Origin of the sequence: Novosphingobium sp. PY1 (genome assembly GCF_017312445.1) — a bacterium.
GTDB lineage: Bacteria > Pseudomonadota > Alphaproteobacteria > Sphingomonadales > Sphingomonadaceae > Novosphingobium.
Genome location: NZ_BLTI01000016.1, coordinates 173,716 through 189,970, shown reverse-complemented (window position 1 = coordinate 189,970; position 16,255 = coordinate 173,716). Strand labels below are relative to the sequence as shown.

Genomic DNA, 16,255 nt, shown 5'->3' with positions numbered 1-16,255 from the left:
ACCAAAAAATCCGGCACCTGCCTGGGCAAGTACCGGATCTCGGGCACCGCCGGCCTTACAGCAGGAGCAAGGCCGGGATGAAATTCCGATCAGTAGCGGTAGTGGTCCGGCTTGAACGGGCCTTCCTGCGGCACGCCGATGTAGTCGGCCTGGCGCTTGGAAAGCTTGGTCAGCTTCACGCCGAGCTTCTCGAGGTGCAGCGCGGCGACCTTTTCGTCGAGGTGCTTGGGCAGGACATAGACGCGGTTCTCGTAGTCGTCCGACTTCGCGAAGAGTTCGATCTGCGCAAGCACCTGGTTGGTGAAGCTGGACGACATCACGAAGCTGGGATGGCCGGTGGCGCAGCCCAGGTTCACCAGGCGCCCCTTGGCAAGAACGAGGATCTGCTTGCCGTCGGGGAAAGTCACCAGGTCGGTGCCCGGCTTCACTTCATGCCAGTTGTAATTGTCGAGCGCCGAAATCTGGATCTCGGAATCGAAGTGGCCGATGTTGCAGACGATGGCCTTGTCCTTCATCGCCTCCATGTGGGCGCCGGTGATCACGCCTTCGTTGCCGGTGGCGGTGACGAAGATGTCGCAGCGCTTCACGGCTTCTTCCATGGTGACGACTTCATAGCCTTCCATGGCCGCCTGCAGGGCGCAGATCGGGTCGATCTCGGTGACCATGACGCGCGCGCCGCCGTTGCGCAGCGATGCGGCCGAACCCTTGCCGACATCGCCGAAACCGGCAACGCAGGCGACCTTGCCGGCAAGCATGACGTCGGTCGCGCGGCGGATTGCGTCAACCAGCGATTCGCGGCAGCCGTACAGATTGTCGAACTTCGACTTGGTGACAGAATCGTTCACGTTGATCGCCGGGAACGGCAACTTGCCGTCCTTGGCGAGGTGGTAGAGACGGTGGACGCCGGTTGTGGTCTCTTCCGAAACGCCCTTGATCGCGTTGACAGTGCGCGACAGGAAGCCCGGCTTCGCCTTGAGGAAGGCGTTAAGTGCGCGCACGAACTCGATTTCCTCGGCGTTCGAGGGTTCGAAAAGCGGCTCACCGGCTTCAACGCGCGCGCCCCACAGCGCGAACATGGTGGCATCGCCGCCATCGTCGAGGATCATGTTGCAGGTGAGATCGGGATTGCCCTCGCTCGACCAGTCGAAGATGCGGCCGACATAGTCCCAGTAATCGGCAAGGCTCTCACCCTTGATGGCATAGACCGGGATGCCCTGCGCGGCGATTGCGGCGGCGGCGTGGTCCTGGGTCGAAAAGATGTTGCAGGTGGCCCAGCGCACTTCGGCGCCCAGCGCGACCAGCGTCTCGATCAGCACCGCAGTCTGGATCGTCATGTGCAGCGAGCCAGTGATACGCGCGCCCTTGAGCGGCTTGCTCTCGCCGAATTCCTCGCGCAGGGCCATGAGGCCCGGCATCTCGGTTTCTGCGATCGCGATCTCGGTGCGGCCATATTCGGCAAGGCCGATGTCGGCGATGGCGTAATCGTGTGCGGCGGTCTGGGCGGTGGCCACGGACAGGTACTCCTGAAACGGTTCGGTTAGGTTCGACGGGGTGCCGCGCGCCTGTCCCTTGGGCATGCAGATGCAGCAACCTGAATGCGGCGTACCTACCGTTTCAGTCAGCGAGAAGCAAATATAAAGATATCTTTATATGGCCGCGGGAGTGGAGCCATTTCCTCCCGCGGCCATAGGGCCGCCGCCTTCGCGCTAGCCCCCGCTCATGCGCGGGCGACGGGAATTCGACGATTGGAGTCTAGCGAGTGGCCAGCGCCAGCAAGGGAGCCGGCTGGCGCGAGAGCAGTTGCCCGGCCGCTTCGACCAGGGTTTCTCGGCCCTGGACCCTGACCAGACTGCGCGTCACGTCCTTGAGTTCGGCGCACGTCAGCCAGGGATGGCCGCCGCCGTATTCATTGGCCATGACGACGCTCATGCGATCGAGCGCCCGGTTCGCGCCCTTCGCCCCGTAGCGCCGCGCGAGGTCGGTCTTGAGGTCGTTGCTGGCCTCGTTCAGTTCGCTCAAGTGGTGCCGCGTGAAGTCCCCGTAATCGGCGGTGAAGTTGTCAGCGGTTGTCCGGCAGCGCAGGCCGGTGACCATCAGCATGATGTCAAGCCGGCGCAACTTTTCCGCACTGCCGTCATTGCCCGCCGCATTCGCAGGCATCGGCAAGCCGATGCAGATCGCGACGATGATGCCGACCAGCGATGCCCATAACAGCCGCCGTTCGCCGCTCGCAAAGCGATCTGACTTGCGCGTTGCCCCGAATATGTTCTCTAAAGTGCCCATTGTCTCAGTCCCCCCCGCAGGCCGAGTCCTGCATGAGACCGAGGATCACCCCGGGCGTTTACCGAGGATTGAACGGTCACCGTAAATCGAAATTTACCACGCAGAGGCGTTGCCGGAATGCCGCAGCACCCTATATCTCGCCACGTTGCGATTCACTTGCAGAATAAAGGATGCATTCCATGACCATCGCCGTTGGAGACAAGCTGCCTGACGTCAAGCTGATCAAGGCTGGCGAAAGCGGACCCGAACCGGTCCAGACCGCCGACTACTTCGCCGGCAAGAAGGTCGCGCTGTTCTCGGTTCCCGGTGCCTTCACCCCGACTTGCTCGGCCAAGCACCTGCCGGGCTTCGTCGAGAAGGCCGCAGACCTCAAGGCCAAGGGCGTCGACGAGATCGTCTGCACTGCCGTCAACGACGCCTTCGTGATGGGCGCGTGGGGCAAGGCCGCCGGTTCCGACGACGTCACCATGCTGGCTGACGGCAACGGCGACTTCGCCAAGGCTGTGGATCTGGTCATGGACGGTTCCGGCTTCGGCCTGGGCAGCCGCGGCCAGCGCTTCTCGATGGTCGTCAACGACGGCGTCGTCGAACAGCTCAACGTCGAGGCACCCGGCACGTTCGAGGTCAGCTCGGCCGAATACATGCTCGGCAAGCTCTGAAACTTTCAGAGCGATTGACGCGATCGGGGCGGCCTTCGGCAGACGAAGGCCGCCCTTTTTCGTATGTCTCGCAGGTATCACCGCATGATCCGCCACGGATCACCAGCGCGTCTCGCCCAGCAGATTGGGCCGCAGTCGCCTTGCCCTGCGCCCCTCGTGCAACTAGCTAACCGGCATCGGGGACTGGAGGAGAGATAATGACACGCTCGGTAATCGTCACAGGCGGATTCGGTATACTCGGCCAGGCCGTCGCGCAGGCTTTCGCCGCGGCTGGCGACAAGGTCACCCGCATCGACTTCGCGCCCAGCGCAGCGCAGGCGATCGACGGCGCAATGGATATCGGCAGCGTCGACCTCACCGATACAAAAGCCACGCAGGCAGCGCTCGACAAGGTCATCGCGGCCAACGGCGGGATCGACGTTCTCGTCAACGTCGCAGGCGGCTTCGCATGGGAAACCCTTGAAGACGGCTCGCTCGAGACGTTCGCGAAAATGCATGCGATGAACCTCATGACCAATGCCACGATCACCAAGCTGGCCCTGCCCGCGCTCAAGGCGTCTTCGGCCGGGCGGATCGTCAACATCGGCGCGGGCGGCGCGCTCAAGGCAGGCATGGGCATGGCCTCCTACGCTGCCTCGAAGTCCGGCGTGCACAAGCTGACCGAAGCCCTCGCCGAAGAGCTTGGCGGCACGGGAGTGACCGTCAATGCGGTCCTTCCCACGATCATCGACACGCCGACCAATCGCGCCGACATGCCCGACGCCGACTTCTCGACATGGGTCCAGCCTGCAGCCATCGCCGAAGTCATCGCTTTCCTTGCCTCGGACGCCGGCCGGTCGATTACCGGCGCACTGATCCCCGTTTCACGCGGGGGCTGATCGGCCAGCCGGGGAGGCATTCGGCCTGTCTGCGGGAACATAGACGACGATGCCGTCCCGGTCCCAGATCCTGCGCCAGCCTGGCGCGCGCGACAACTCGTGCGCGAGCGGGGCATTATGCTGCGCCTTGAGCAGGAAGGCAGCCACCGGCCATTTGCGCTGGATGGCCTGAAGGCCCAGCTTTCCTGCCTCGACCTTGCCATTGAAGTGCCACTCCTGAGGCGTGTAGCGATAATACCGCCCGTCGAAAGCGACACGCCACTGCGGATAACCGGCATCGATGATCGGCCCGCCATAGGGAAAGTCGGCGTAGATCACGCCGCGCACGTTTTCCCGGCGCAGACGCTCGATGGCGGCCATCGGCAGGCTCTCGTCGAAACGCGTGGGCAACAACATCGGCCCGAGCAAGCCAACCAGTGCGACGGCGAATGTTCCTGTCCAGCGCGGTACACGCATCGGTGCCGGCTGCGGGGACGAGACGACGCGCGCCAGCAAGGGCACAAGCGCAACTGCCCAGAAGAGGACGAACCTGATCGTGACCAGCGTCATGATGAAAAGCGCCGTGGCCAGGGCAAGTTCGCCCAGATCCACGCGTTGGCGATTGCGCAGCACCAACCATAGCGCCAGCGACGCGGCATAGAGGATCGGGAGCGAATCCAGCCAGTTGTCCGGAGCCCACATGGGCAGCCATTCGGACACGCCGATGTCAAAGCTCGCCTGCGCATTGCGCGCCGAAAGTGCGAGGATCGAGCCGCCGTCCGGGGTCGCGAACATGGCAAGGACAGCAACCGGGATCAGGATGGTCTCGGCAATCGGTGGCCGTTTTCCTGTTTGGCGCCACCATGTGAACCACCCGGCGGCGGCATAGACGCCCAGCGCTCCGGCAGCCACGCTGACCGATGGGTGCAGGTTCTGCCACAGGACCAACAGAGGCGCTGCAAGCGCCACGGTCAACCACGTACGCAGTTCCAGGCGCAGTAGCGCCAGCAGCAGGCCGAAACACAGCACCGAGAAGCTCTGCGGCCTGATGCTCGCCGTCGCCAGTGCCGCGACCAGTGACAGGCACAAGGCCACCAGAACCGCCACCGGCGCAGCCCCCTTCCAGCGGCAGGCCAGTGCAACAGCCCAGAAGCCGCCTGCCCAGCACAAGGCATCGAACACGCGCAGCGCGTCCCAGCCGCCCAGCAGCCGGACCTCGGCCATGACCGCCTGCCCCAGCCAGGCCAGCGCCGGAAGCGGATCTCCGATATGGGAAGCTGCGAAGGGCTCGTGCGCAACCGGGCCGCGGTGGGCCAGGATCATCTCGCCCAGCTTGAGCTGCCAGAAGATATCGACGTCCCAGACCTTGCGGGTCAGGAGCAAGGCAAGAATGATCGCGGGCGCAAGGACCAGCGCCCATTCGGCAAGTTCGCCCCAAGGCAATCGAGCCGTCTTGCCGGTGCTTTGCGAATTTTCCTGCAAAGGCATCCCCTGCCCCCCCGTCCGGTGCGGTCGGATCAATCGTGGACAGGGAAACCGATCGCGGGTCGCGGCGCAAGTGGGCAATGCGCAGGTTCGCCAAGAAACCTGCGCAAGATCAGTGCTCCGCGATCAATAGCCCATCAGGCTCAGCACTTCCTTGCGCGTGCGCTGGTCCTCGAGGAATGTGCCCATCATCCGGCTGGTGATCATGCCGACGCCCGGCGTACGCACCCCGCGGGCGGACATGCAGGCGTGGCTCGCTTCGATCACGACGGCAACGCCGTGCGGCTTGAGATGATCCCAGATGCACTGCGCAACTTCCGCGGTCAGCCGCTCCTGGATCTGCAGGCGGCGGGCAAAGCCGTGCAGAACGCGCGCCAGCTTGGAAATGCCGACCACGTGGTCGCGCGGCAGGTAGGCGATCGCCGCCTTGCCGATGATCGGCGCCATGTGGTGCTCGCAATGCGACTGGAAGGGGATGTCCTTGAGCAGCACGACCTCGTCGTAGCCGCCGACTTCCTCGAAGATGCGGGAGAGGTGAATGGCCGGATCCTCGGCATACCCTAAGCAGTATTCCTTCCATGCGCGCGCGACGCGCTGGGGCGTGTCGATGAGTCCCTCGCGGTCCGGATCGTCACCCGCCCAGCGGATGAGGGTGCGGATCGCTTCCTGCACGTCCTCGGGGACGGGGGGCTTGCCGAGAGGATTGTCCTCATCGGGCCCGATCAGGCTGCTCATCCTTTCAAACTCCTCATCTTCAATTTCTGCATCAATCGAACGCGCATGAGTTGCCCCTTGCGGCGAAACAGCCCTCTGCGCTCGATCGGTTCGAACATTTCATCGGGACGCTCGGGATCGAGCAAGGCGCTCTCGCCAATCGCTCTTTCAGCATCCGACAAATGTTTCAAGGCCAAGGGCGCCAGATGTTTGCCCAATGGCGCAAAAGCATCGATCATCGCGGACATGCTGCCCTGTCGTTCCAGTTCGGTGGCAACGATGTCCTCCTCGATACCGCAATGCTCGGCCAGCAGACGGATGCGCAGACGCTTGATCGAGGGCCCGACGTGGGAATTGGCGGGCCTGCTCGCATCGATGAAGACGTCGCATTCGCTGTCGAGGCCCATCGAGCGGTTGTTCATGTTCGCCGATCCGACACGGATGATCTCGTCGTCGACGATCATCAGCTTGGCATGGACATAGATCGGCGTCCCGTCGGCGGCCAGGGGCGTGTAGATGTGGAAGCGGCTGGCATGATCGGCGTGGTTGAGCGTCTCGACCAGTTCGACGCGCGCCGTGTCCATGGCGAACTGCTCGAGCCAACCGTCCGCGGTGCGCGGATTGATCACCACGAACTCGGGCGGATCGTCCTCCATCAGCCGCTCGCAGATGACTTCGGCAATGGCCCGCGACGCAAAGTACTGGGTCTCGACATAGACGAAGCGCCTGGCGCGGCGGATCTGCTCGATGAACAAGTCTTCGACCTCGCAGACCTGCGAGCACTCTCCCCACTTCGCGCGGGTGCGCGCAATGCCGATCTCCACGTTCTCGAATTCGGCATCGAGCGTGCTCGGCCAGGGCGATTCCTGCTGCGGCGCGCAGGGGCTGATTGCATCGCCGCCCGCGGCCTGCCAGCGGGCCCGCCCAAGCTCTCCGAGCGCGGAGGCGATCTCGCCCTCCATGATCATCGTGACGTCGTGCCAGGGCCCGTAAAGCCCTCCCGTCGGTCTGCGCCGGCGGGTATCCCGGGGCCGATGTTCGGGCGTGTCCCATCGGTCGGAGGTCATGTCGATACCCCCGCACACGGCAAGGACATCATCGATCACCACGATCTTCTGGTGATGGCTGCAACCGATCGGATGAGCCGAATCGAACTTGAAATCGATGCGCTTGTGGACTGCCCAACGAATGAGATCGACCAGCATCGTGCCGCGAAACAAGGTGCGGATCAGCGAAAAATTCCATTTGAGCAGCAGAATTTCAAGCGTTGCGTTGCGCCGCACCAACCACAGGATAAACGAGCCCAGTCGCGCCGGGAACCGCACCTTGCGGCCGCGCTGCCACCAACGGCGCCCGGATGACAGGAGGATGCGCGAATCGAAATCCCAGCCGATCAGGAAGATCCTCTGGCGCGCATCGACCATGGCCTCGCGGATCACATCGAAATAATCGGCAGCGTCGATCACGAGATGCGCGCGCTTCGCCATGGCGAAACGCCAGACGGAAGGCCCGTGACCCTCGGCATCGTGTGCCGCCTTGCCTCCCTCTTCGTTCATCACCCGCCTTGCTGGATCACCCCGCTGCGGCGATCAAGTCCCCAAACGCCCGCTTGTTCCCTTACGTACACTCGATGCTGAACGCCCCTGCCCCGTTCATCGACTCGATATCGACGAGGTCTGCCGATTCAACCATCAGAATCGCCAAGCAAGCCCCCGCAGGAAATCGACGGCCTTGAGCGAGCAAGGCACTGCGAATCGCTTGCCGGTCGTCGGGAATTTCTTTCCGCATGGCGGATTCTGGCCAATTTTTATCAGAAAATGGCACTTTCTGCGGTTGATCTCGTTTCATTCAGGCGCCATTCGTCTTGGCGCGTGTAACTATTGCACCATCGTAGTTCGTTTCGCTGAGCGATCGTTTCGCCAGAAATGAACCCCTGGTCCTTTTGGGCCGGGTCAGTCGTCCGGCAACTTTCCGGACCCCCTTTCGCGCTCCTGCATGACCGGGAGCCGGCATTGGGATCGCATGACGGTCCTGCACGAGAAGGAGTAACACATGAAGAAATCGCTCATCGCCGCCGCGATTGCTGCAGCGAGCCTGGCTCCCGTCGCCGCGGTGGCGCAGGATGCTGCCGCTACCGCCGTCGCCCCGACGGTGGGAGCCAAGGTTTTCGGCCCCGAAGGCAATGAAGTTGGTACCGTTGAAGCCGTCCAGGGCGACGTGATCACGGTTTCGACCGGTACGGCACGCGCCGGTCTTCCGACCAGCGCCTTTGCAATGCGCGCAAAGGGCCTGACCATCGGCATGACGAAAGCTCAGCTCGAAGCAGCCGTTAACGGTGCTGCTGCCCAGTCGACCGAAGCCAAGGACGCAGCGCTTGTCGTAGACGCTCCGATCAAGAGCAGCGACGGCGTCGTGCTCGGCACCGTCACCAAGATCGAAGGTGACGATGTGACCCTGACGCTCAGCGACGGCGCAGCTGTCGCGCTCAAGAAGGCCTCGATCGGTCTCACCGCCGACAGCTCGCTTGCACTTGGCATGACCGCCGCCGATTTCGCCGCCGCCACCCAGTCGGCAGCCGGTACGGCCCAGGCCAGTGCCGATGCCGCTGCCCCGGCAGGCGCCGAGGCCGAGAACGCCTCCACCGAAAGCGAGTGATCGCAACGGGCCTGTGGCAGGCCTGATATAGCCTGCCATGGCAAATTCAGCAGGGCCGGGACGACATTGTCGCTCCCGGCCCTGTTCTTTTGCGCAGCCCGATTCGCTTGAAGTGGCGATTTCTGGGGAAAATCCTTGCGGTCGCCATGTCTGTTAGCCCAATAGGGTCCGCGAATCCCGCCGTGCAGTGCTGCGCGGCAATTTCCAGATCCAAACACAGTGAGCTGCGGCGCCTTGTCTCCTCAGGAGCATTTCAAACAATTCGCGAAAGCCGTTCCCGGCTTTGACACCTCCTTCGACCTTGCCCGCCGCCGAGCGGCCACTGCCGCCGGCGCCATTTCCCTGGGACTACTGGCAATCGTCTTTGCCTGGACCGGCGACAAGGCACAGCAGATCTTCCTCTCGATCACGCGCAGCTATCCCTACCTGCCGCTGATTCTCACGCCCAGCGTCTTTGCCGCTGTCGTCTGGATCACCAACACCTGGGCACCTGCGGCCAAGGGCTCGGGCATCCCGCAGGTCATCGCAGCGGGCAAGGACCTCGACCTGGCCTATTCCAAGCTGCTTTCCCTGCCGACCGCGATGGCGAAGCTGGTGCTGACGGTCGCCATGCTGTTGGTCGGTGGATCGGTCGGCCGCGAAGGACCGACGGTGCAGGTCAGCGCCGCGATCATGATCACCTGCCACAAGATCCTGCGCGTCCCGATGACCGCAGGCGTCCTGATCGCCGGGGGCGCCGCCGGCGTCGCCGCCGCGTTCAACACGCCGCTCGCCGGGGTCGCCTTCGCCATCGAGGAACTGGCCTCCGCTTTCGAACAGCGCGTCGCCGTGCTGGTGATGGCCGCAGTCGTCGCCTCTGGCCTCGTCAGCCTCGGCATCGCCGGAGACTATGTCTACTTCGGCGTCATGCACGAAACGCTCGATGTCGGCTCGGTCGTCCTGGCCGCACCGGTTGCAGGCATCCTCGGCGGTGCGGCAGGCGGCCTGTTCTCGCGCTGCCTGCTGGCATTCGCCCGCAGCGGTCATTCCTGGTTTGTCGCAGTACGCAAGCGCCCGGTGCTTGCCGCCTTTGCCTGCGGCCTCATCGTCGCCATCGCCGGCCTGCTTACCGGCGGCTCGACCTGGGGCACCGGCTACGAGACCACCAAGCAGCTCGTCGAAGGCCAGGGCGATGCCTCGATCTGGTTCGGCCCCGCCAAGTTCCTCGTGACAACGGCGACTGCCGTTTCAGGCGCGCCGGGCGGCATCTTCGCCCCATCGCTGTCCGTGGGCGCGGGCTTCGGCCAATTGCTCTCGTTCCTGTTCCCGGACGACCCGATGGCCGCCATCGTGCTGCTGGGCATGACCGGTTACTTCGTGGGCGTCGTGCGTGCGCCGCTGACTGCCGTCATCATTCTCATGGAAACAACCGCCAGCCGGGGCATGATCCTGCCCCTGTTCATGACCGCCATCATCGCCGATGCCGTCAGCAAGCTGGTGTGCCGCGAGAAGCTCTACCACGGTCTATCGAAGGGCTTTGTGGTCCAGCGCAGCAGCCAGGGCGATTCCGCAGCCAAGCAGGCCTGAGACGGCCCCTCAAGGCCTGGCACCGAACAAAGGAGCCCCCGCCTCAAGTGCGGGGGCTTTCCTTTTGCGCCTGTGACATGGCGCCCGAAGCCTTCACCCAGCCCGGACAAAACAAACCCCGCCGAGGCCGAAAGCCTGGCGGGGGATGATGGCGCGCCCGGAACGATTCGAACGTCCGACCCTCAGATTCGTAGTCTGATGCTCTATCCAGCTGAGCTACGGGCGCGCATGATCCAAATTTTATCCGCTTCCACCGGCAGGCCTGAAAAGCCCGATCGGAAGAATTGGCGCGCCCGGAACGATTCGAACGTCCGACCCTCAGATTCGTAGTCTGATGCTCTATCCAGCTGAGCTACGGGCGCGTTGGAGTGGCGCCTTTAGAAAGGGATTCGCCTCGGGTCAACGCCTATATCGTCTTTCTTGCAAGGAAACTGCACAGGGCCTTTGCAAGCGGGTAGTCGAGCGGCGGCATCGACAGCGCCCCGATCGCCCGGGGGACGTGCCATGCGATGGCTTCGGCCTCATGGGGCTGCGGCTCGCCATGCCAGCGGCTGCATTCGTAAAGAAGGATTACAAGCGGGCGGGACGGCCCCTTCCCGCCGCCTGTCGATCCGCTGGCGAAGCCCACTGGCACCAGCGCCTCGGGCTCGATTCGCACGGCCAGTTCCTCTTCCAGCTCTCGTACGGCTGCCAATTCAGGGCTTTCGCCAGGTTCAACCTTGCCCCCCGGGAATTCCCATAGCCCCCCATGTTCGGCACGGAAACTGCGCTGCTGCATGAGGATACGGCCAGTGGCATCGCGAAGTGCAACTGCGACCACCAGCATAGCTGTAAAAGAATTTTCCAGATCCAAGCGCCTTTTTAAGAATGAATTAAGTCCAAGATGAGATCTCCCGGATTACTAGGGGAACTGCGGGACACTCACGATGTACAAAGACATCCTGCCGAAACTGTACGCTGACGAACGCGGCGCCACCGCCGTCGAGTATGCGTTGATACTCGGCCTGGTGGTCCTGGTCGTCATCGTGTCGATCGATTCCGTTGCCACAGTCACAGTCGATATGTGGACCGACATCGCCGACAAGACGGCCACTGCAGTCAGTGGAACCTAGTGGATCAATCGATTTAAGCATTTTTCAACGAATGATCCTTAATTCAGCAAGATGTCCGGATCGCTAATGGGGTTTTGAGCTTGCCGGACCGGGTACACAAGACTGCACTTATCAGGAGACACGACATGAAGTTTCTCGCCAAGCTGCGCCGCAATGAAGAAGGCGCAACCGCAATCGAATACGGTCTGATCGCTGCTCTGATCGCGGTTGCCGCGATCGCTGCCATGCAGGGCATGGGCTCGCAGCTCACCTCGACCTTCGAGAAGACGTCTTCGGCGATGGCCAACGCCTAATTCGGCGTAGTCATAGCAAGAACCGGATAGGGGCGGCAGGGAAACCTGCCGCCCCTTTTCTTTTGCCCGATCGCGCTGTTCTCCATACTCGACAGAACTGGCGCCTCAGTAAGTGACGATTTTCACTTTCTGCCCCGGCGTCAGCGTCGCATTCGACTGCAGACCGTTGAGCACCAGGAAGCGTTCGAGCTGCGCATCGCTGTACGCCATGCGCTGGGACAGCGAACGCACGGTGTCACCTGACTTTACAGTGACGACATCGAGCAGGCGCGGCTTCACGCTGCCTGCCTCGCTGGCGGATATCCGCTTCAGGCTGCGGAACATCGGATTGAACACCCTGGCGCCGCCCGCCTGCGCGATCGTGACGAAGTGATAGGCCTGCCCGTTGCCGAAATCGTAGGCGAAGACGACGACATCGACGCTGCTATTCGAGGACTGCACGCGCGCGACGCCATAAGCGGCCGGAATGCCGTTCACTGTCGTGCGCTCGACCGAGGACGGAGCGATCTTTGCCTGCCCCGAATCGGTCAGCCCGGAAAAGACGGTCTGAATGTAGGTCTCGAGGCTTCCGCTCAACTTGCCGCCCGAGAACTGGGCCTTGCCCGACTGACCGTTGATCGACACCGCACTGGAGCCGTTGACCATGTAGAAGCCGTCCGGAGCCTCGAAGGCGAAGCGCAGCACCGGATGGGTGAACTTGCTGCCTTCGACGACGCCCTGCTTGGGATCGTCACCATAGACAAGACCATCGACGCCGGTAAGGAACCGGTCGCGATTGGTTAGCCCCGTCGCGTTGCTGCCCGCCCGGTTCAGCGCATCGCGCACACGCGAAGCGGGGTCAGGGTGGGTCGAGGCCCACTCGGGCACCTGATTGCTCGTCCCACGCAACTGTGCCTCGAGGGCATTTTGCCGCGCGAGGCTTTCCAGCACCGTCGCCATCGCCCGCGGATCGTAACCCGCGCGCTTGAGATAAGTGATCCCGAGATTGTCGGCCTCAAGCTCCTGCGAGCGCGAGTACTTGAGCGTCAGAAGCTGCGAGCCCTGCGAGAACAGTTTCTGGCCGAACTGGCCGAACGAACTGTCGCCGAGCAGGACGCCCGAGAGGATCGAGCCAAGCACGCCTATGATCTGGTTGCGCTGGGCGGCCTGCTGGCGCTTGGCGGCATGCCGCGCGGCGACATGGCCCACTTCATGGCCCAGCACGCCGGCCAGCTCCGCCTCATTGTTCATCAGCGCGGTCAACTGGCGGGTGACGTAGACATAGCCACCGGGAATCGCGAAGGCATTGTTCACCGGGCTGTTGAGCAAGGTGACGGTAAAGTCGCCGCGCGCGTTGCTCAATCCGGACTGCACGGCGATCGTCTTGCCTACCGATTCCACGTAAGCGGCTTGGGGACCGGACACCGAACCGCCGAATTCTTCCAGCAACTGGGGATGCGCCTTGGCGCCTTCGGCCTTGTCGGCCTGGCTGATCGAGGCCGACGTTGTCGGCATCCCCGTCGATCCCACGCTGCCGCCACTGGCGGCCGGAACGCATGCAGCCGATCCCAGGGCCACGAAACCCAGGCTCGTGCCGATCAGAGTTGCGGCCCTCAAGCGTCGCGATGCCATGGTCATGCCCTTCCCTTCATTCACTTTTGCACAGTTCGTGATCTTCCGCCTCACACAACGGCGAGGTGCCTCGCTTGTTCCCCTCACCCGCTGCGCTTGCCGGCGAGCGGGTGACGCGCGTTGACGAGTTCGACGAGGCGGCTGCTCTCGACATGCGTATAGATCTGCGTGGTGGCAATGTCGGCGTGGCCAAGCAGGGTTTGCAGGACGCGCAGGTCCGCGCCGCCTTCCAGCAGGTGCGTGGCGAAGGCGTGGCGAAGGACGTGCGGAGAAACTCGGGTGGGGTCGATGCCTGCCCGCAGCGCGAGCGCCCGCAGGAGCTGGAACAGGCGCACACGCGTCAGGTGTCCGCTCGCGCCGCTGGAGGGAAACAGGAACTTCGATTGCCCGCGGCGCACTTCCAGCCAACGCGACAGCGCCTGGCGGGCGCGGCCGCTGACCGGGACCATCCTCTGCTGACCGCCCTTGCCCGTCACATGCAGAAACGGCGCATCGCGCGGTACCGCCGTCAGCGGCAAGGAGACCAGTTCGCTTGCACGCAGGCCCGAACCGTAGAGCAACTCGAGCAGCGCGAGCATGCGCAGCGCGTCCGCACGCCCCGTGCTGGCCTCCTCTTCGGCGAGTACCAGGAGCCGCTCGACGTCCTCGTGGGAAAGCAGGCGCGGCAGGGGACGGCGCGTACGCGGCTTGGGCAGCGAGCCGGAGGGATCGTCCTTGCGCAAGCCCTCGTCGACAAGGAAACCGTAGAACTGCCGCAACGCCGAACACCGTCTCGCAAGGCTCGAGGCAGCAAGGTCGCTCCATGCCTGGCCCAGCCCGGCAAGAGCGGGGCCATCAGCGCTGGCCAGATCGCCCAGCTGTTCCCGAGCGGCGGCAAGGTCGCGCCGGTAGGCCGCCAGGGTGTTGGCCGCCGCACCGCGCTCCACTGCCAGCACAGCGAGAAACCGTTCGGCGAGGTCTTCTCCCGCCCCGATCATGCGATCAGGCGCGGCCGACCGCTTCGGCGGCAATCAGGCGCGCCTCGGCTTCCATGCCCACCTGACGCAGGGCGGAAATGATGTGGTAGAGATAGCGCGGCGTCATGCGCTGCCAGTTTGATCCCTGCATGCCGAAGCCCATGAGCAGCACCACGCTGGCGGCATCGCCGCGCCCCGCCGCGCTGTCGATCGCAGTCGTCCAGCGGGTCGAGCCCGCCAGTTCCAGCGAGAGGTCGTTGGAATAGCGCGAGATGTCGTTTTCACCCAGACGCCCCAGACCTGCCAGTCCGGCAACGAGAAACGCGGCCTTGCGCTTGTTGGCGCTTTCATCGTCGTCGATGTAGCGATCGAGATCGCCGGTATCGACCGAGTGGCTGCCATCCTTCGAGACCAGCGCCAACAGGCCCCAGGCCGGGCTCCCCTTCTCCACCACCGAAGACCAGCGCATGGCATTGGCATCGAAACCGGCCGAGAGCATCGACGTGATCAGCGAGGCGGCATTGTCCGCGTAATCCTCCGAGGCCGGCATGCGGGCCGCCGCCGCTGCGGTAAGGACCTTGCGGGCATAACCGGAAGCCGGATCGCTCGCGCTGTTCCACAGGGCCTGCATGGCGGCCAGCCGGGAATCCGGACTCTGCAGCGTATAGGCATCGCGCAGGGACTCCGCCGCGTCCTGGAAGTCGCCGGTAATGTCAGTATCGGCATAGACCTGCGAATAGAGGTCGACCATGGCCGCGTTCGACAGGATGCCGGCTGCGGCGGCGCGATCAGAGGACGCGGCCCGGCGTTGCAGGCTGACCATCGGGGCGAGCGCATTGGTGTAGTCGTACTGCACGCTGGCCTTGTTCATCAGGCGAGCGGGCGGCTCCATGCCGGTGCCGATCGTCAGGCCGTAACGCCAGGGCGTCATGCCTTCTACCTTGTCCCATTCGATCGTGACCGCCCGGCGCGCCTTGCCGGCGGCACCGGCGTATTTCTGCGCAAGGAGCATGTCGATGTTGTCCATCTTGCCGGTTCGGCGATCCCGCTCCAGCCTGGACAGCGCCGAGCTGCTGTTGCCGCGAAAAGCCTCGCAGATCGCCTTGGCAACATCCCATTGCGGATCGTCGCGCAGCTTGCCCTGGGTCGCCATGACCGGGCACAGGCCAGTGAAATCGGCCGTGCGCTCATAGGTCCTCATCGCCAGTTCGCCCAGGGTGGGCGTATAATTGTCGATATCGATGTCCTGCAGCACGGCGCGCGCGGCATCGATTTCACCCATGCGCAGCAGCAGGCCGATGCGCAGTGCGGCGAATTGCTGCGGCTCCATGCCCGCAGGCGCCTGCAGGCGAGAAACGAGCGCGCGGCGCAGCAGGATGTGGCCCCAGCGCGAAACGAGCGCGCCGCGGTTCGAAGACAGTGCCAGTTCCACCAGCTTCGGGTTCTGCCCGGCGAGCGAGGCCGCAGGTAGCCCGCCCTCGCCCTCAGCCAGCATGCCCACCTGCTCCATCGAGCGGCGCGCGGCAGGCGGCATGTCGAGCTGGATCTTGCTGCCCAGCAACTCCTCGAAGTCGTCCGGCGTCATCTTCTCGATTTCCTCGAGAGTGGGAAGCCGGGTCAGGGCGAGTTCGCCCTCCTGCTGCTGCGTTTGCGCAGCCTGTCCCGTCGCGTTGCCGGGAAGCGCCTGCACGACCGGGGTCGAAACCGCGCGCGGCGCGGCTGGATTGCCGCTCGAGGCATTGGACGAGGCGGCCGGCGCCGCGGTAGCGCGCGAGGTCGGTGTCGGACTGGGCGCAGGCGCCGGGTCCTGGAACATCTTGGGAAGCAGCGATTCGGGCGCATCCTGCGCCACGGCCCAGGCCGATGTCAGGGTCAGGGCCACACCGGCCAGAAGATAGGCGCGCCTCATTTCGGCAACTCCGGTACCGGGACGGGCTGAACGATCTCGCGCACCGGTTCCCGGCCAGCGTCGATCCAGCTCCATGCCAGCAATGCAATGACCAGGATGGCGACGGCTCCCAGAATCGTGCGCCTTCGCATTGTAACCGTCAACTCGCCTTCCTT

17 protein-coding genes and 2 tRNA genes are annotated in these 16,255 nt (G+C 63.9%); 6 read left to right on the top strand and 13 right to left on the bottom strand.

The features are described from left to right. Nucleotides 1–89: 89 nt before the first annotated feature. Both ahcY and J3474_RS20545 read right to left on the bottom strand, forming a co-directional pair. Entirely contained in the window at nt 90–1,577 is a 1,488-nt protein-coding gene (gene ahcY / locus J3474_RS20550) for an adenosylhomocysteinase (RefSeq protein WP_007014888.1), read from the bottom strand. Nucleotides 1,578–1,752: 175 nt separating this feature from the next. Then, nucleotides 1,753–2,283: a hypothetical protein gene (locus J3474_RS20545; RefSeq protein ID WP_013833934.1), complete on the bottom strand. Its 531-nt coding sequence runs from the start codon at nt 2,281–2,283 to the stop codon at nt 1,753–1,755. A gap of 179 nt (nt 2,284–2,462) precedes the next feature. Between J3474_RS20545 and J3474_RS20540 the strand changes: the two genes are divergently transcribed. Continuing rightward, nucleotides 2,463–2,942 (top strand): peroxiredoxin, encoded by a 480-nt coding sequence (locus J3474_RS20540; protein WP_013833935.1) that lies wholly within the window; start codon nt 2,463–2,465, stop codon nt 2,940–2,942. Between the two features lie 197 nt (nt 2,943–3,139). Then, nucleotides 3,140–3,820, top strand: coding sequence for an SDR family NAD(P)-dependent oxidoreductase (locus J3474_RS20535; protein ID WP_013833936.1), 681 nt, complete (start codon nt 3,140–3,142; stop codon nt 3,818–3,820). Here the strand turns inward: J3474_RS20535 and J3474_RS20530 are convergent. From J3474_RS20530 to J3474_RS20515, 4 genes are all read right to left on the bottom strand, one after another. Beyond that, a complete protein-coding gene (locus J3474_RS20530) occupies nt 3,806–5,287 on the bottom strand; it encodes a hypothetical protein (RefSeq protein ID WP_242528511.1) in 1,482 nt (493 codons plus the stop codon). The genes J3474_RS20535 and J3474_RS20530 overlap by 15 nt on opposite strands. Before the next feature lie 123 nt (nt 5,288–5,410). After that, nucleotides 5,411–6,019, bottom strand: a complete 609-nt coding sequence (gene folE, locus J3474_RS20525; protein ID WP_207095416.1) for a GTP cyclohydrolase I FolE — start codon at nt 6,017–6,019, stop codon at nt 5,411–5,413. Next, on the bottom strand, nt 6,016–7,554 hold the full coding sequence (locus J3474_RS20520) for a phospholipase D-like domain-containing protein (RefSeq protein WP_207095415.1): 1,539 nt from the start codon (nt 7,552–7,554) through the stop codon (nt 6,016–6,018). The genes folE and J3474_RS20520 overlap by 4 nt, the downstream gene beginning before the upstream one ends. A gap of 61 nt (nt 7,555–7,615) precedes the next feature. After that, on the bottom strand, nt 7,616–7,846 hold the full coding sequence (locus tag J3474_RS20515) for a hypothetical protein (RefSeq protein ID WP_207095414.1): 231 nt from the start codon (nt 7,844–7,846) through the stop codon (nt 7,616–7,618). Between the two features lie 204 nt (nt 7,847–8,050). Here J3474_RS20515 and J3474_RS20510 point away from each other — a divergent pair, with 204 nt between their 5' ends. Together J3474_RS20510 and J3474_RS20505 are read left to right on the top strand one after the other, a co-directional pair. Further along, nucleotides 8,051–8,653 (top strand): hypothetical protein, encoded by a 603-nt coding sequence (locus J3474_RS20510; protein ID WP_013833940.1) that lies wholly within the window; start codon nt 8,051–8,053, stop codon nt 8,651–8,653. A 219-nt stretch (nt 8,654–8,872) separates the two neighbouring features. Continuing rightward, nucleotides 8,873–10,219 carry a chloride channel protein gene (locus tag J3474_RS20505; protein WP_013833941.1) on the top strand — a complete coding sequence of 449 codons (1,347 nt, stop codon included), beginning with the start codon at nt 8,873–8,875 and terminating at the stop codon, nt 10,217–10,219. 149 nt (nt 10,220–10,368) lie between these two features. Here J3474_RS20505 and J3474_RS20500 read toward each other — a convergent pair. From J3474_RS20500 to J3474_RS20490, 3 genes are all read right to left on the bottom strand, one after another. Further along, nucleotides 10,369–10,445, bottom strand: a tRNA-Arg gene (locus tag J3474_RS20500). A gap of 59 nt (nt 10,446–10,504) precedes the next feature. Beyond that, a tRNA-Arg gene (locus J3474_RS20495) sits at nt 10,505–10,581 on the bottom strand. A gap of 44 nt (nt 10,582–10,625) precedes the next feature. After that, nucleotides 10,626–11,045 carry a (deoxy)nucleoside triphosphate pyrophosphohydrolase gene (locus J3474_RS20490; RefSeq protein WP_207095413.1) on the bottom strand — a complete coding sequence of 140 codons (420 nt, stop codon included), beginning with the start codon at nt 11,043–11,045 and terminating at the stop codon, nt 10,626–10,628. Between the two features lie 100 nt (nt 11,046–11,145). Here J3474_RS20490 and J3474_RS20485 point away from each other — a divergent pair, with 100 nt between their 5' ends. Together J3474_RS20485 and J3474_RS20480 are read left to right on the top strand one after the other, a co-directional pair. Continuing rightward, nucleotides 11,146–11,331, top strand: a complete 186-nt coding sequence (locus J3474_RS20485) for a Flp family type IVb pilin (RefSeq protein WP_007014875.1) — start codon at nt 11,146–11,148, stop codon at nt 11,329–11,331. Between the two features lie 125 nt (nt 11,332–11,456). Then, complete coding sequence (locus tag J3474_RS20480) at nt 11,457–11,624, top strand: Flp family type IVb pilin (protein WP_007014874.1); 168 nt, start codon at nt 11,457–11,459, stop codon at nt 11,622–11,624. Between the two features lie 105 nt (nt 11,625–11,729). On the opposite strand, the gene J3474_RS20475 is transcribed toward J3474_RS20480, so the two are convergent. The 4 genes from J3474_RS20475 to J3474_RS22930 all read right to left on the bottom strand — a co-directional run bounded on the left by J3474_RS20475 (nt 11,730) and on the right by J3474_RS22930 (nt 16,231). Next, the gene (locus J3474_RS20475) at nt 11,730–13,235 is read right to left on the bottom strand and encodes a M48 family metalloprotease (protein WP_207095412.1); all 1,506 of its coding nucleotides are present in this window, start codon (nt 13,233–13,235) and stop codon (nt 11,730–11,732) included. Between the two features lie 83 nt (nt 13,236–13,318). Further along, entirely contained in the window at nt 13,319–14,212 is an 894-nt protein-coding gene (locus J3474_RS20470) for a tyrosine recombinase (protein WP_207095411.1), read from the bottom strand. 4 nt (nt 14,213–14,216) lie between these two features. Further along, nucleotides 14,217–16,100, bottom strand: a complete 1,884-nt coding sequence (locus J3474_RS20465) for a hypothetical protein (protein WP_207095410.1) — start codon at nt 16,098–16,100, stop codon at nt 14,217–14,219. Then, nucleotides 16,097–16,231 carry a hypothetical protein gene (locus J3474_RS22930; RefSeq protein WP_256437862.1) on the bottom strand — a complete coding sequence of 45 codons (135 nt, stop codon included), beginning with the start codon at nt 16,229–16,231 and terminating at the stop codon, nt 16,097–16,099. The genes J3474_RS20465 and J3474_RS22930 overlap by 4 nt, the downstream gene beginning before the upstream one ends. Nucleotides 16,232–16,255: the final 24 nt, after the last annotated feature.

Excerpts from the sequence above, each read along its gene's own strand:
- ahcY (WP_007014888.1), bottom strand. The coding sequence starts at position 1,577 with ATGCCCAAGGGACAGGCGCGCGGCACCCCGTCGAACCTAACCGAACCG.
- J3474_RS20545 (WP_013833934.1), bottom strand. The coding sequence starts at position 2,283 with ATGGGCACTTTAGAGAACATATTCGGGGCAACGCGCAAGTCAGATCGC.
- J3474_RS20540 (WP_013833935.1), top strand. The coding sequence starts at position 2,463 with ATGACCATCGCCGTTGGAGACAAGCTGCCTGACGTCAAGCTGATCAAG.
- J3474_RS20535 (WP_013833936.1), top strand. The coding sequence starts at position 3,140 with ATGACACGCTCGGTAATCGTCACAGGCGGATTCGGTATACTCGGCCAG.
- J3474_RS20530 (WP_242528511.1), bottom strand. The coding sequence starts at position 5,287 with ATGCCTTTGCAGGAAAATTCGCAAAGCACCGGCAAGACGGCTCGATTG.
- folE (WP_207095416.1), bottom strand. The coding sequence starts at position 6,019 with ATGAGCAGCCTGATCGGGCCCGATGAGGACAATCCTCTCGGCAAGCCC.
- J3474_RS20520 (WP_207095415.1), bottom strand. The coding sequence starts at position 7,554 with ATGAACGAAGAGGGAGGCAAGGCGGCACACGATGCCGAGGGTCACGGG.
- J3474_RS20515 (WP_207095414.1), bottom strand. The coding sequence starts at position 7,846 with ATGAAACGAGATCAACCGCAGAAAGTGCCATTTTCTGATAAAAATTGG.
- J3474_RS20510 (WP_013833940.1), top strand. The coding sequence starts at position 8,051 with ATGAAGAAATCGCTCATCGCCGCCGCGATTGCTGCAGCGAGCCTGGCT.
- J3474_RS20490 (WP_207095413.1), bottom strand. The coding sequence starts at position 11,045 with ATGCTGGTGGTCGCAGTTGCACTTCGCGATGCCACTGGCCGTATCCTC.
- J3474_RS20485 (WP_007014875.1), top strand. The coding sequence starts at position 11,146 with ATGTACAAAGACATCCTGCCGAAACTGTACGCTGACGAACGCGGCGCC.
- J3474_RS20480 (WP_007014874.1), top strand. The coding sequence starts at position 11,457 with ATGAAGTTTCTCGCCAAGCTGCGCCGCAATGAAGAAGGCGCAACCGCA.
- J3474_RS20475 (WP_207095412.1), bottom strand. The coding sequence starts at position 13,235 with ATGGCATCGCGACGCTTGAGGGCCGCAACTCTGATCGGCACGAGCCTG.
- J3474_RS20470 (WP_207095411.1), bottom strand. The coding sequence starts at position 14,212 with ATGATCGGGGCGGGAGAAGACCTCGCCGAACGGTTTCTCGCTGTGCTG.
- J3474_RS20465 (WP_207095410.1), bottom strand. The coding sequence starts at position 16,100 with ATGAGGCGCGCCTATCTTCTGGCCGGTGTGGCCCTGACCCTGACATCG.
- J3474_RS22930 (WP_256437862.1), bottom strand. The coding sequence starts at position 16,231 with ATGCGAAGGCGCACGATTCTGGGAGCCGTCGCCATCCTGGTCATTGCA.